Raw genomic sequence first — 13,430 nt, 5'->3', positions numbered from 1 at the left:
GCGAAGCCGGTGGACATCCCCACCTGCGGCGTGGCCGAGACGGCGAACGGCACCAGGACAGCCAGTACGGCTCCGGTAGGGATCGCCGCCTGGGCAGCGAACCGCCACAGTGCCGGACCGAGCCGGCCGGCGGCCAGGGTGGCAGCGTTGCCGGGGTCGGCCAGCAGCAGCCGGGCCACATGCCGCACCGAGTGACCCGCCGCGAAGTAGGTGCCGAACGCCCACGCAGGCGGCACCAGCACGAACACGGCGATCAGCAGCCCGAGGTATCCGGCGTCACCGCGCCGGCCAGCCCGCAGGTCGTTGACCATGGTGGCGACCACCGCCGCGCCGGCAACCACGACGGCACTCACCCGGACCTCGCTGTTCAGCAGGTACGCCGAACCGGCGCCGATGCTCTCCAGCAGCGGATCAACGTGGTCCGGCCAGAGCGTCAACGGCAGCAGCACCGGCGGCGCTCCGTAGGCGAGCACGGCGTACGGCCGAGTCGGTGTTCGTCGTGCGTCCCGTTGCCGGTGGAACGCCTCGTCGCCGGCGCCGAAGTGGACGACCGCGACCATCAGGAACACGACGAGCGCCGGGCCGGGGACGCGGTAGCAGATCCACCAGACGAGGACTGCGAGGCAGACGTACCCGACGAGCAGACCTGCCCGTGCTCGCCATTCGTCGGCGGCGGGTTTCAGCCAGGCCGGCACCAGATGATCGACGGCACCGTGGGGTAGGCCGAGTAACAGCCCCACCAGCAACGGCAGCGTGGAATCGGCCGTTGATGTCGTGTGGCTCAGCACCGGCAGTTGGATCAGCAGCACCACGCCGAACGCCGGGACGACGACCCGCCCGGCCCGGCGCAGCAGCCAACGGCCGGCATTCAATGCACGACGTGCAGCGCGTCCCGGTTGGCGAACAACCGCAGCCGCCCCAGGTCGAGCGCGCTCCACACGATCTTCATCAGCACCGTGAGGACCACGAACACCGCCGTCGTGGTGGGCTCGTCGAACACGCCGAGACCGGCTGGTCCCATCAGCCAGACCAGGGTGAAGCCGAGCCACAGGGCGCTGAGCAGCACGGCCAACTGGTTGAAGTGCGTCCGCATGTGGTCCGGCTGCTGAGCTGCCGCTCTGCGCAGCGGCCCCCAGATCACGACATAGTTGGCGCCGAGCGCGAGCACGCCGACACCGTAGGCGAGGTACCGCGTGGTCGGTTCGAGCGCCAGGTCCCCGACCAGTCCGCAGAAGATCATGGGAACGCTGGTCACTACCACGAGGACCACCAGGTCGGTCCTCCTGCCGGCCGACGCATGCGTTCCGACCAGCACCAGCGCGTAACCGAGCAACGGGGCGGTGACGATCCAGTCGGCGTAGTACCCCCAGTGCACGGCATGGTCGCCGACCGTGGTCAGGGCGCCGCCAAGCGCCATCACCGCGTGCCAGATGGCAGACCAGATCAGGATGACGATCGCGAGCAGGTACACGGCGACCGGGACGCCCTTGGGCTCGCGCATCCAGCGGACGAAGTACAGCACGGCACCGAGCGCGACCACCACGAAGGACCACAACCACAACTGCGAAACCACGAATCCTCCGCAGTCGGGAAGCCCACCGGAGACATCTTCCCAACGGTATCCCCTTGCCACGCTCTTGGTGGCTATTCGCAACATCAGCCGACCTGCCAGTTGCACCGTCCACCTAGGCTTGAGTCGTGCAGGCGGAGCCAGTGGCGTACTCCGACCCTGCCGGGCAGGGTGCGGGGTCCGAAGAGCCTGTCGACGCGGCTGTGCACTTCCGGGCAGCGGTGGGAGAATCACCGATCATGAGTGAGCGCGCCGGCACCGACGAGAGCATCCACGAACCGACTGACGGCGGTACGGCAGCACGCGCGCCCCGGCGGCAGCGATGGACCGACTGGGCTCCGTGGCTCGCCTTCGTAATCGCCGCCACGGTGCTCGTCGTCGACCAGTTGACGAAGATGTGGGCGGAGGCGACGCTGACCCGGGGCGAGCGGACCCCGCTGATCGGCGACGCCCTCGGCATTCAACTGATCTACAACCCGGGTGCCGCGTTCTCCTTTGGCGAGAACACCACGTGGATCTTCACCATCGCCGCCGCGATCGGTGTCGGCGTGACTGCCTGGTTCGCGTTGCGGGCCCGTTCTCGGGCCTGGGCGACAGCGCTCGGCCTGGTGCTGGGTGGGGCATTCACCCATCTGCTGGACCGGCTGTTCCGGAAGCCGTCGTTCGGGCAGGGCCACGTCGTCGACTTCATCGCATACTTCGACTGGTTCATCGGCAACGTCGCCGACATCGCGCTCTTCTTCGGCGTCGTCACGTTCCTGACCCTGGAGCTGCTCGGCATCCGGCTCCGGCCAGAGCCGTCGGAACCCTCCGAGCCGTCCGAGCCGTCCGAGCCGTCGGAACCCTCCGAGCCGTCGGTGCCGCCGAAGCCGTCAGTCGGTGGCGGCGGTGCGGACGGCGGCGGCGTACGCGAGGGTGGCACGGCGTAACGCGCCCTCGGCGTCCAGTCCGTCGGCGCGGGCCTGCGCGACCAGCTCGAGCAGTTGCGCGCCGAGCCGCGTCGACGGGTCATCTGCCGGGTCCGGCTGCGGCAGCGGTACGTCGACCCCGGCGCGCCCGGCCCGCTGCAGCACCTTGTCGGCCAGCGACAACGCCGGCTGGGCGAGTACGATCCCGTCCATCGGCGACGGGGTCTCGCCCGCGCCGGAAGCGGCACCCGACTCGACCCGTTCGGCAGCCTTGATCTGCTCCCAGTTGTCGACGATGTCGTCGATGCCATCGACCTGCACGCCGGCGAAGACGTGCGGATTGCGGCGGATCATCTTCGCCACCAGGCCACCGGCTACGTCGTCGACGTCCCAACGTTCGCCGTCCGGCAGCTCCTGGGCGAGCCTGGCGTGCAGCACCACCTGCAGCAGCACGTCACCCAGCTCGTCGCGCAGCGCTGTCAGGTCACCGGCCGCGATCGCGTCGTACGCCTCGTAGCTCTCCTCCAGCAGGTACCGCGCCAGCGAGTCGTGGGTCTGCTGCCGCTTCCACGGATCGCCGCCGGGCGAGACGAGCCGGTCCATGACCTCGACCGCGTCGAGCAGCCGGGCCCCGGGCGGATCCCAGGAGCCGTACATCAGCTCCAGCTCGGCCAGGGCAGGCTCGCGGGCCAGCCGCAGCCCCAGCCGGCGGGCCAGGTCCTCGTCGCCGGCCGGACCGGCCAGCCACACCGCGGTGCCGTGCTCGGCGGCCGCCGCCAACAGCGTCTGCTCAACCGACTCCGACTCCGGTGCCGGTACGGTGACCGTGCCACCGGCGACACTGACCGCCGTGGCCAGCTCACTGTCCGCGCCGGCGAACACCGGGAACCGGCGTACGACGTCCCAGGCCTGCGCGGTCAGCAGCCCGGCCGGCAGCCGGGGCGAGGTGACCAGCAGGACGATCCGGGCGGTCACTGCCGTTCGGAGACCGTGCCCGAGTCGCCGCCACCCAACGGGATGCCGACCGCGATCACGTTGCCCTGGGCCGTCTGGAAGCTGAGCACCGGGAACTCCAGCGGACGGTACCGCGGGTTGACCGTGACATCCTGCTCGGCGACCGCGTCGGCGATCGCGTCGCGGGCGGCCAGCGCGGACCGCAACTGCTCACCGTCGAGTTGACCGGCGGCCTCCTCATCGGTCACGTCGTCCGGGATCACCCCGGCGGCCCGGCCCTTCTCGACCAGGTCGAACAGCTCCTCCTGGGTCGGCTGCACCTGGCCGCCGGCCTGCAGGCCGGTGACGCAGGTCCAGGCCTGCGCTGCCGCCCGCACGTACTCCGAGTCGGGCGGCAGACCGAACTGCTGGGCGTACTGCTCCGGGGAGATCGGCTGCGCGCCGCCCGGCACGTCGAGCTGCGCGCAGACGTCGGCGAGCACCAGGGCACTGACCACCTGCTGCCGGGTCGGCAGCGGCGGGGCGCCCTGCTCACCGGCCTGCTCGCCGAGCTGGTCGCCCAGGTCGTCGACGACGCTGGTCACCTGCTCCTCGGTGTACTGCTCGTCGCCGACGTAGGCGGCGACCCCGGGCTGCGACCGGCAGGCGGACAGTGCGGCGACCCCGACCAGGGCAATGACGGTGATCGACGCCAGGCGACGGACACGCTGCATGGACGACACTCTCTCACGCACCCCTGCCGGCCGGTGCACCGACCCGGGCACTGTCCGTCGACGGTACGGCATCCGTGGTCGGCGGGTCACCGAGCACGTCGCGCAGCAGCTGGGCGCACCAGTCCAGCAGCGCCTGGTCGCGCAGCGGCTCGCCGCCGATCCGCCGGGTCGTCGGCCGGGGCACGCTGACCTGGTCGGCGGCCGACTTGTAGACCGAGTCCGGGTGGTAACGCTTGAGCCGCAGCTGCTTCGAGTCGGGCAGCACCAGCGGGGCGAACCGGACATGTTTGCCCTGCATCGACACGTCGGTCAGCCCGTACGCCTTGGCCAGCAGCCGGAACCTCGCCACCGCCACCAGGTTGCCGACCTGCGCCGGTGGTTCGCCGTACCGGTCGGTCATCTCGGCGACGATCTCCTGCAGGGCGGCGGCGTCGCGCGCCCCGGCGAGTTTGCGGTACATCTCCAGACGCAGCCGTTCCACGCCGATGTAGTCGTGCGGCAGGTGCGCGTCGACCGGCAGGTCGACCTTCACCTCGGCGGCCTCGGCGTCGTCCGGCGCCTCGCCCTTGAAGTTCTGCACCGCCTCGCCGACCATCCGCACGTACAGGTCGAAGCCGACGCCCTCGATGTGGCCGGACTGTTCGCCGCCGAGCAGGTTGCCGGCGCCCCGGATCTCCAGGTCCTTCATCGCCACGTACATGCCGGCGCCCAGCTCGGTGTGCTGGGCGATGGTGGACAGCCGCTCGTGGGCGTGCTCGGTCAACGGCTTCTCGCGCGGGTAGAGGAAGTAGGCGTACGCCCGCTCCCGGCCCCGGCCGACCCGGCCGCGGATCTGATGCAGCTGGGCCAGGCCGAGCAGGTCGGCCCGCTCCACGATCAGCGTGTTCGCGTTCGGGATGTCGATACCCGACTCGACGATCGTGGTGCAGACCAGGACGTCGAACTCCTTCTCCCAGAAGCCGACCATCACCTTCTCCAGGGCGTCCTCACCCATCTGGCCGTGCGCCACCGCAACCCGCGCCTCCGGCACCAGCTCGCGGAGCCGCCGCGCCGCCTTGTCGATCGACTCGACCCGGTTGTGCAGGTAGAAGACCTGGCCGTCGCGGAGCAGCTCGCGGTGGATCGCGGCGGCGACCTGCTTGTCGTCGTACGCCCCGACGGCGGTCAGCACCGGATGGCGCTCCTCCGGTGGGGTGGCGATCGTCGACATCTCCCGGATGCCGGTGATCGCCATCTCCAGGGTGCGCGGAATCGGCGTCGCCGACATGGTCAGCACGTCGACCGAGGTACGCAGCGACTTCAGGTGCTCCTTGTGCTCCACCCCGAACCGCTGCTCCTCGTCGACGATGATCAACCCGAGCGCCTTGAAGCGGGTGGCCGACTGCAGCAGCCGGTGGGTGCCGATGACGATGTCGGCGGTGCCCTCGGCTGCCATGGTCAGCGTCTGCTCGGTCTCCTTCGGGGTCTGGAACCGCGACAGCTGCCGGATCTCGACCGGGAACTGGGCCATCCGCTCGGCGAACGTGTTGAAATGCTGCTGGGCGAGCAGCGTCGTCGGCACCAGCACCGCCACCTGCTTGCCGTCCTGCACCGCCTTGAACGCCGCCCGTACCGCGATCTCGGTCTTGCCGTAGCCGACGTCGCCGCAGATCAGCCGGTCCATCGGGGTCGACTGCTGCATGTCGCCCTTGACCTCGTCGATCGCCGCCAGCTGGTCCGGGGTCTCGGTGTACGGGAAGGCGTCCTCCAGCTCCCGCTGCCACGGGGTGTCCGGGCCGAACGCGTGCCCCTTGGCTGCCTTGCGGGCCGCGTACAGCTGGATCAGCTGGGCGGCGATCTCCCGGACCGCCTTGCGGGCCCGGGTCTTGGCCTTCTGCCAGTCCGAGCCGCCCATCTTGTGCAGCGTCGGCTGCTCCCCGCCGACGTAGCGGGACAGCTGGTCCAGCTGGTCGGTCGGGACGAACAGCCGGTCGCCGGGCTGGCCGCGCTTGGCCGGCGCGTACTCGATGACCAGGTACTCCCGGTCGGCGCCGTTGACCTTGCGCTGCACCAGCTCGACGTAGCGGCCGATGCCGTGCTGCTCGTGCACCACGTGGTCGCCGGCGCGCAACTCCAGCGGGTCGATGGTGTTGCGCCGCCGGCTCGGCATCTTGCGCATGTCCTTGGTGGACGCGCCCCGGCCGCCGCTGATGTCGGCGCCGGTGACGATCGCCAGCCGGGCCCGTTCGGCGACGAAGCCGTTGCCGAGGCTGCCGCAGGTGACGACCAGCTCACCGGCTTTCGGCGCGTCCGGCACCGCCTCGGTGAGCGTCGCGCCGAGGCCGGCGTCGCGCAGCACGGCCACCGATCGCTGCGCCGGCCCGTGCCCCTCGAAGACCAGCACCACCGACCAACCGTCGCCGGTCCAGCGTTTCAGGTCGTCGACGACCCGGGCGGTCTCCCCGTGGTAGAGCGGCGCGGGGGCGGCGGTCAGCGCCACCGCGTCCCCGGCGTCCGGGCTGACGCTCACCGGCGCCGACGCGTCCTCCCAGGGCGCGATGTCGGAGGTTGCGTCGGTTTCCGCCTCGGCCAGCCCGAACGGCGACAGCGTCCACCACGGCTGGTCGAGCGTGGCGGCCACCGCGCGTACCTCGGCCAGCGTGCGGAAGGCGGCCGCGCCCAGGTCGATCGGGGCCTGGCCGCCGACGGCGGCCGCGGCCCAGCTGGCTTCGAGAAACTCCGCCGAGGTACGGACCAGATCGTGCGCCCGGGTGCGAATCCGCTCCGGGTCGCAGAGCAGTACGTGGGTGCCGGTCGGCATGCAGTGCAGCAGCAGCTCCATGCTGTCGGTGCCGTCCAGCAGGGCCGGGGCCAGCGACTCCATGCCTTCGACCGGGATGCCCTCGGCCAGCTTGTCCAGGATCTCGCCCAGCTCGGGATGCTGCTGGGCCAGCTCGGCGGCCCGCTGGCGTACCGGGTCGGTGAGCAGCAGTTCCCGGCACGGCGGTGCCCACAGCCGGTCGACGGCTTCGATGGTGCGCTGGTCGGCGACGGCGAAGGTGCGGATTTCCTCGACATCGTCGCCCCAGAACTCGACCCGGGACGGGTGCTCGTCCGTCGGCGGGAACACGTCCAGGATGCCGCCGCGTACCGCGAACTCACCGCGCTTGGTGACCAGGTCGACCCGTGCGTACGCCATCGCGACCAGCCGGTCGACGACCTCCTCCAGGCCGCCGGAGTTGCCTCCGGCGGTCAGCTGGACCGGCTCCAGGTCACCGAGCCCTCTTAGCTGCGGCTGCAGCACGGAGCGGACCGGCGCCACGACCACCCGCAGCGGCCCTTGCCGCTGTCGCTCGCCGTGCGTACCGTCGCCGGACTTGCCGTCGCTGGCCGTTGGTCCGGTGTCCGCTTCGGGGTGCGCCAGCCGGCGCAGCACGGCGAGCCGTCGCCCGACGGTGTCCGAACGCGGCGACAGCCGCTCGTGCGGCAGCGTCTCCCAGCTCGGGAAGACCGCGACCTGGCCGGCCGGCAGTAGCTCACCGAGGGCGGCGGCCAGGTCGTCGGCCTCCCGGCTGGTCGCGGTGACCGCCAGCACCGGTCGCCCCGCCCCGCCGGCCTGCGTCTCGGCGGCCACCGCCGCGACCGTGAACGGGCGCAGCGCCGGCGGCGCGGTGACGTCCAGCCCGTCTTTTTCAGGCGTGGCGATCTTTGCCAGATCCCGTACCCGGGTCAGGGCGGGATCGGCGAGAGCGGCATTGAGCAGGCCGGCGAGCGCGGTCATGGTCACAACCTTCGCGGTGGGATACGCCTTGCTGTGCGGCGGTGCACGCTTAGGGCGCACACGCGACGACAACCCCACGCCCGGTCCGGGCGGGGGGTCAGGCCTACCAGCCTATCCGCCCGCTGATCCGCCCTCACCCACTAACCTCGCCGGACATGGGCACACCGACCGAGAAACGGTTCGTCGAACTCAGCCACGTCGTCCGGGACGGCATGGTCACCTATCCGGGGCTACCCGCCCCGGCGATCACCGAGTGGCTCAGCCGGGAGGCATCGGCCGAGCGGTACGCGGCCGGCACCACGTTCCGGATCAACCAGATCACGATGATCGGCAACACCGGAACGTACCTGGACGCCCCGTCGCACCGCTGGTCCGACGGGGCGGACCTGGCCGGGCTGCCGCTGGAAAAGCTGGCTGATCTGCCCGGCGTGGTGGTCCGGGTGCCGTCCGCCACGCGAGCGGTGGACGCCGCGCTGCTGCGCCCGCACCTGGCCGGGGCAGCCGTCGTCGACGGCACGGTCGTCGGCGGCACGGCCGCTGGCGACGGCACGGCCGCCGGCGGGGCGCTGGCGGGGCGGGCGGTGCTACTGGACACCGGCTGGTCGGCACACTTCGGCACCGAGCGGTACGCCGCCCCGGACCACCCGTACCTGGCAGCGGACGGTGCGGAACTGCTGGTCTCGGCAGGAGTCGCCCTGGTCGGCATCGACTCGATCAACATCGACGACACCGCGCCCTCGGCCAACGGTGCCCGGCCGGCGCACAGCATCCTGCTGGCCGCCGGGATCCCGATCGTCGAGCACCTACGTGGGCTCGGCGAGCTACCGGCGTACGGGTTCCGGTTCAGCGCCGTACCGCCGATGTTCGCCGGGCTGGACACCGCGCCGGTCCGCGCGTACGCCATCGTCGACTGACCGTGCTGAACCTACGGTCACCGACCGGCGTACCGGCCCTGGCCGTCAGGCAGCTGGCCCCGTCAGCCGGCAGCCGTCAGGCTGCACGGCGGAGCCGGGGCACGACGTCGTCGCGCAGCAGTCGCGGGATGAGCCGGGTCAGGGCGAGCGCCTGCGCCCGGTCGACCGGCCACTGGTCGACGTCGTCACCGAGTCGAAATTCCAGCAGTACGCCACCAGCCAGCAGCGCCGCCGTACCGGTCGCGCCGGTCCGCTGCCTTCGGGCCGCCTGCGGTGCTCCGGCCGGATCGAGTTGCCAGCGGCCGACAGCGACGTCCACGCACGGGTGCACGTCGGTCGCGGCGACTCGCAGCAGGCGGGACGAGTGCCAGGCGGCGCTGTCGGGCGTAGTGGCGCAGTCGGCGCCGCGCAGGCACCACGGCGGGTGGGCACGCTTCGGTAGATTGCTCATGGGCCGGGGTCCTCTCCCGGTCAAGGCCCGGGAGCCTGGAGCGCCAACTCTACCCGGGCCGCCTACAAATCTCATCACTTCGACCTGCCACGGTCGACGGGCTCAATCTAGGATTACCTGTCATGTCAGGTCAAGCCCTGTCGGCTCTTGACATTGACGCTCGGACGAGATCCGTGATCACATGGGCATACCTGCCACGGAAGTCATGCCCATGCCTGCCTACACGAAGAAGCAACGACTGATCGACACGCTGACCTCGCGGATCGAGTCAGGCGAGTACCCGCCCGGCGCGAAGCTGCCATCCGGCACCGAGTTGTGCGCCGAGTTCGACGTCTCCCGTCAGGTCGTCCGCGCCGCGATCGACTGGCTGAAAGCACGCGGGCTCGTCGACGGTGCACCCGGCGCCGGCGTCTTCGTACGGGAGCAGTCGGATCGGTGACGATCCGGCAGACCCGAGGCGCCGACTACCAACGGTCGTCGGGCAGGTCACGCTCCGACATCTGCCGCCAGAACCGGCTCAGCGCCGAACGGGGCACTGCCTGCCAGGTTGCCCGGTTGACGAACCAGGCTCGCCATAATTCTGGACGCCACGGGCCGTACCGCCAATAGCCTGACTTCCAGAAATCGCGGTGCCAGAAATCGACCCTCATCGTGCTGGCCAGGTCCGCCTGGCGCGCACAGAAGCTCTGGTCCATCTGGTACGTCAGCCGTTCGCCCCGGGCTGGCAGTGGGCAGAGTCGAAACGGGCAGCCGTGCAGGCAGGTCTTGCCCGGTTCGCCACGTTCCTTGAGGTCAAGGTTCCGCTTGACCTGCAATGCCTCGCGGTCACTTGTCATACACGGCGGCAGGTCGCTACGGTCCGACCGGGCCAGCCGTACTTCCCGGCGGTCCGGGCTATCACCTCGGTCGGCAAGGTTGTAGAGCAGCATGACGTCGGCCAGCAGGCGCTGTGCTCGGGGCACCAGCAGACTCCAGCCCATCGAATCGGGGATCCACGACGTCTGGTGCCACCGGACATCCTCCGACGGGCTGCACGCACCGACCCGGCTTGCTGTCTCGCTCTCGTCGATCCAGATGTAGCGCTCGGGACGCAGTGTGAGCAGCGCAGACAAACAAAAGCGACCGACCTCGGTGACAAATGGATGTGCCTTGCCCCTCTCGCCACCTGGAACGGCGCTGCCGGCCAGACCGATCCAGTACTGGACCTGGGCCCAGGGATCGGCAACATGCCCGCCCGGCGGAGCCGACGCATTCGGATCATCGGGGAGCGAAAGCAGGGTGAGCGCCTGGATCAGAGCGATCTGGCTGTACCAGAACCCGGAGTTGCGCAGCGCCAACTCGGCCCGCTCGACCATGAAGCTACGGTCTCGGACCCGGGCGCCCCTGGGCAGGCGACGTAGATTTGCGGCAAGCCGGAAGCCCTGTGCCAGCGCGAGCTCCGCCCTGATCGAGAAACGTGCATGAGGTTGGGCGGGATCCCGCTTGGGCAACGCAAACAGCCACTGGTCGAGCTTCTCGGTGAGCATGTCGTTTCCGCAGGAACTACTGGCCAGCCGGGACCGGCCGGCGGTTCCCTGGAAATCCTGGTCCTCTAGGGAGGTCGACAGGTATAGCAGGGGTAGCACCCATCCAACGATCTGGTAGTGGTCATCATTCTTGTGATCCTGCGAAACTCCCATATTGCGGTCCGGTAGACCAGTTTGCCCGTCGCCGGTCCCCAACTGCACCTTCTCCGTTGAGACCACCGCCTGTGCGGCAGAGTAGGACGCACGCTTCCCTGCGATTGGCAGGCCCGACCGTCGCAGCGACAACCAGCGGTACGAAGAACTGTGGCTGGCGGCCGCCTCTGCTGCATATATGACCTCCGATCGCCGAGAGTGATCCAACAGCGGCGGCGGCGGCGCGAGTAGATCCCCCACACACAACTGCTCTACAGCATCGATGCCACCGAGACCGACCTCGCGGGCAGCCGCCAACCGAACACGGTACGAGTTCTCCTTGAGGGCGATGCGAAACAATCTCTCGTACGACAGCGCTACGCCACTGACGTCGCCAACATGGGATCTGTCGTGAAGTATCCGCACGGCGTCTCCAGCTCGCCGCACGAGATGGAGCTTGGCTTCATCCAACGGCCGATCAGGTGCGGTCTCGTCCTCACAGAAGTCGTCCCAGCACCCCAGCAACTGATCGATTATCGAATATTGTTCAGGCTCCTCACGCATGGCGTCGATCTCCAGCGCCGCTGCATACATCTCCAGGCGCCAGCATGGAATTATCCAATCTTTTCCTTCACTCGTCCGCGCACCATCGAGAAGGTCTTCAACTATTCCACACAAGAATTCCCTCTTCCACCCCTCTTCACTCGGCATTCTTGACATCATAATCAACGAATCCAGCAACTCCCGGCTTGGCTGTCGATTGCCAGAGAAACCCTTGCCACCTCGCCCAAGGCCAAATTGTTTCGCAACTCGACGAAAGTCCTTCATACTTAATCTGGACATGAATTCTGCGGCGAGGTACGCCTGAAGATCACCGTACTGAAAACGCACACCATCCCTTGCCTCATCGACAAATCCTAGCGCTTCACCACGCTGAATGGCGATGACAACACTATCCCTATCCTCGATCTCAACTCTGCCACTAGGAATATGATCACGCAGTCGCACTTGCAGATCATCCCTGATCAGTTCGGCAAATCCACGGTCCTTCCCGCGATCTATATAGAGACGGTCAAAGTGCACGAACTGCGGCGATTGCTGGTTGAGACCAAGACTCAGACAGGCGAACGCCTGAAGGATCTCCTCAGTCATCCTTCGCTCATCTTTGGTATGGGCATAGTCTATTCGGAAACCTCCTTCGCATAGCGCTTCGCACCACTTCCTGAGCAGAGCTAGCCGAACGGTAGCTCGATCCCTTGACTGCCAATCCCCTCTGATGTCCACCTTGGTGCCGCCGAATAATTCACGGGGTAGTTGATCAGCCCCCTCCAAGTCACGGATGACGCGCAGGAACATCGGCGACTGCGCGACATCCGCCGTGTGCACGACAGTTGCAATTTCGGCGATCGACCGATTCGCCAGGGAGCCACCCCCGTTGCTCACATACTCGATAGCAGCACCTTCACCAAGCGGCTCCAGCGCGATGACAGTCGACTTCATACCGCGTAGCGGATCGTAAGGGCGGGAAGCGATCACCAACGGCAGACCGTCATGGACGGCCTGCTGAATAGCTTCCCGGATCGCACTATCCCTAGCCGGCGCTCCCTGAATTGCCTCGTCGAGTCCGTCCGCGAGGATAGCCACCTCGTTGGAGCGGAAGAGCTCCCGCCAGAGCCGCTCCATGTGGCCGTCACTGAACAGTTTCGAATCGACTTCCTTCTTGAACTTCTCTCTAGCCAGCTCCTTGAAGTTGAGTTCTTCCTTCCCAGCCGTGTCCCGTAGCCGGATCGGGATAGGCACGATATCTTGTGCAGCCAACTTCCGGGTCAGCTCGACCAGCGTTGCAGTCTTTCCGGCACCGACCCCACCGATGAGCACCATCGGAGACCGAGTCGCCGGATCCCGAATTCGCTCGATCAGCACCTCACACAACTCCCGGCGACCAGGCACGTCATCGATAATCTTTGTTGCGGTCTCCACGAGTTCCGTCGGCGAATCATGCGCCTTCTTCCGATAGAAGCGGATGATTCGCCAATGCGCAAATATGTAGTAGACGACAAAGGCGAAGGCGATGCTGATAATCGGACCGAGAACGGTCTTCATCTCACCCCACGCCGTGGCTGGGCTCCACTGCAGCCATTGGTACGACCATGGCGGAATTAGCCTGTCCCAGTCATGCCAGCGCGAAAAGATGCTGTAAAGGGGAACCAACAATTGGAAGATCACGACGACTAAAGCGATCAGCACCAATGCCGCTCGGCAGAGGGCAAACCACAGGGTTCGGTGCCACGGGCGGGCGTCGGTCTGCCGCGGCTCGACGGCACGCTGCAGGAGGGGCCGAGACTGGTACTCCACCTCTATCTCGGCTCGACGAACCAAGCGGGCCCACCAGACGCGGGGGGACAAGAGCCAGGATCTTCCGAGCCAGCCGCGCATCACCGTACCCCCGTCCACGGCGCGTCCAGCTGGGGCGAAGTGCCCCCTGCCATCGCGGTCAACGTA

Annotated in this window: 9 protein-coding genes and 1 pseudogene; 3 read left to right on the top strand and 7 right to left on the bottom strand. The window is 68.2% G+C overall.

The window, feature by feature from the left end; genetic code table 11:
- Positions 1–8: 8 nt before the first annotated feature.
- Positions 9–695, bottom strand: a pseudogene (locus ACN27J_RS25460) (Brp/Blh family beta-carotene 15,15'-dioxygenase); the annotation flags it as partial.
- Between the two features lie 173 nt (positions 696–868).
- Entirely contained in the window at positions 869–1,573 is a 705-nt protein-coding gene (locus ACN27J_RS25455; protein ID WP_421370087.1) for a bacteriorhodopsin, read from the bottom strand.
- A 236-nt stretch (positions 1,574–1,809) separates the two neighbouring features.
- Here ACN27J_RS25455 and ACN27J_RS25450 point away from each other — a divergent pair, with 236 nt between their 5' ends.
- Complete coding sequence (locus ACN27J_RS25450) at positions 1,810–2,499, top strand: signal peptidase II (RefSeq protein ID WP_421370086.1); 690 nt, start codon at positions 1,810–1,812, stop codon at positions 2,497–2,499.
- Here the strand turns inward: ACN27J_RS25450 and ACN27J_RS25445 are convergent.
- The 3 genes from ACN27J_RS25445 to mfd are packed head-to-tail and all read right to left on the bottom strand — an operon-like array spanning position 2,443 to position 7,905.
- The gene (locus tag ACN27J_RS25445; RefSeq protein WP_421370084.1) at positions 2,443–3,453 is read right to left on the bottom strand and encodes a MazG family protein; all 1,011 of its coding nucleotides are present in this window, start codon (positions 3,451–3,453) and stop codon (positions 2,443–2,445) included. The genes ACN27J_RS25450 and ACN27J_RS25445 overlap by 57 nt on opposite strands.
- Positions 3,450–4,145 carry a hypothetical protein gene (locus ACN27J_RS25440; protein ID WP_421370082.1) on the bottom strand — a complete coding sequence of 232 codons (696 nt, stop codon included), beginning with the start codon at positions 4,143–4,145 and terminating at the stop codon, positions 3,450–3,452. The genes ACN27J_RS25445 and ACN27J_RS25440 overlap by 4 nt, the downstream gene beginning before the upstream one ends.
- A 13-nt stretch (positions 4,146–4,158) precedes the next feature.
- Positions 4,159–7,905, bottom strand: coding sequence for a transcription-repair coupling factor (mfd, locus tag ACN27J_RS25435; protein WP_421370080.1), 3,747 nt, complete (start codon positions 7,903–7,905; stop codon positions 4,159–4,161).
- Between the two features lie 155 nt (positions 7,906–8,060).
- On the opposite strand from mfd, the gene ACN27J_RS25430 reads away from it, so the two are divergent.
- Positions 8,061–8,819, top strand: a complete 759-nt coding sequence (locus tag ACN27J_RS25430; protein WP_421370078.1) for a cyclase family protein — start codon at positions 8,061–8,063, stop codon at positions 8,817–8,819.
- A gap of 76 nt (positions 8,820–8,895) precedes the next feature.
- Here ACN27J_RS25430 and ACN27J_RS25425 read toward each other — a convergent pair whose 3' ends face one another.
- A complete protein-coding gene (locus tag ACN27J_RS25425; RefSeq protein WP_421370076.1) occupies positions 8,896–9,270 on the bottom strand; it encodes a hypothetical protein in 375 nt (124 codons plus the stop codon).
- Between the two features lie 211 nt (positions 9,271–9,481).
- Between ACN27J_RS25425 and ACN27J_RS25420 the strand changes: the two genes are divergently transcribed.
- Complete coding sequence (locus ACN27J_RS25420) at positions 9,482–9,709, top strand: winged helix-turn-helix domain-containing protein (protein WP_233606558.1); 228 nt, start codon at positions 9,482–9,484, stop codon at positions 9,707–9,709.
- Between the two features lie 25 nt (positions 9,710–9,734).
- On the opposite strand, the gene ACN27J_RS25415 is transcribed toward ACN27J_RS25420, so the two are convergent.
- Entirely contained in the window at positions 9,735–13,283 is a 3,549-nt protein-coding gene (locus ACN27J_RS25415; protein ID WP_421370074.1) for a hypothetical protein, read from the bottom strand.
- Positions 13,284–13,430 lie beyond the last annotated feature (147 nt).

This window comes from Solwaraspora sp. WMMB762, from assembly GCF_049179115.1.
In the GTDB taxonomy this organism is placed as follows: Bacteria; Actinomycetota; Actinomycetes; order Mycobacteriales; family Micromonosporaceae; genus Micromonospora_E.
The sequence above is the reverse complement of the archived record's forward strand: the minus strand, read 5'-3'. Positions and strand labels throughout refer to the sequence as shown.

Excerpts from the sequence above, each read along its gene's own strand:
- ACN27J_RS25440 (WP_421370082.1), bottom strand. The coding sequence starts at position 4,145 with ATGCAGCGTGTCCGTCGCCTGGCGTCGATCACCGTCATTGCCCTGGTC.
- ACN27J_RS25420 (WP_233606558.1), top strand. The coding sequence starts at position 9,482 with ATGCCTGCCTACACGAAGAAGCAACGACTGATCGACACGCTGACCTCG.
- ACN27J_RS25425 (WP_421370076.1), bottom strand. The coding sequence starts at position 9,270 with ATGAGCAATCTACCGAAGCGTGCCCACCCGCCGTGGTGCCTGCGCGGC.
- ACN27J_RS25450 (WP_421370086.1), top strand. The coding sequence starts at position 1,810 with ATGAGTGAGCGCGCCGGCACCGACGAGAGCATCCACGAACCGACTGAC.
- mfd (WP_421370080.1), bottom strand. The coding sequence starts at position 7,905 with ATGACCGCGCTCGCCGGCCTGCTCAATGCCGCTCTCGCCGATCCCGCC.
- ACN27J_RS25430 (WP_421370078.1), top strand. The coding sequence starts at position 8,061 with ATGGGCACACCGACCGAGAAACGGTTCGTCGAACTCAGCCACGTCGTC.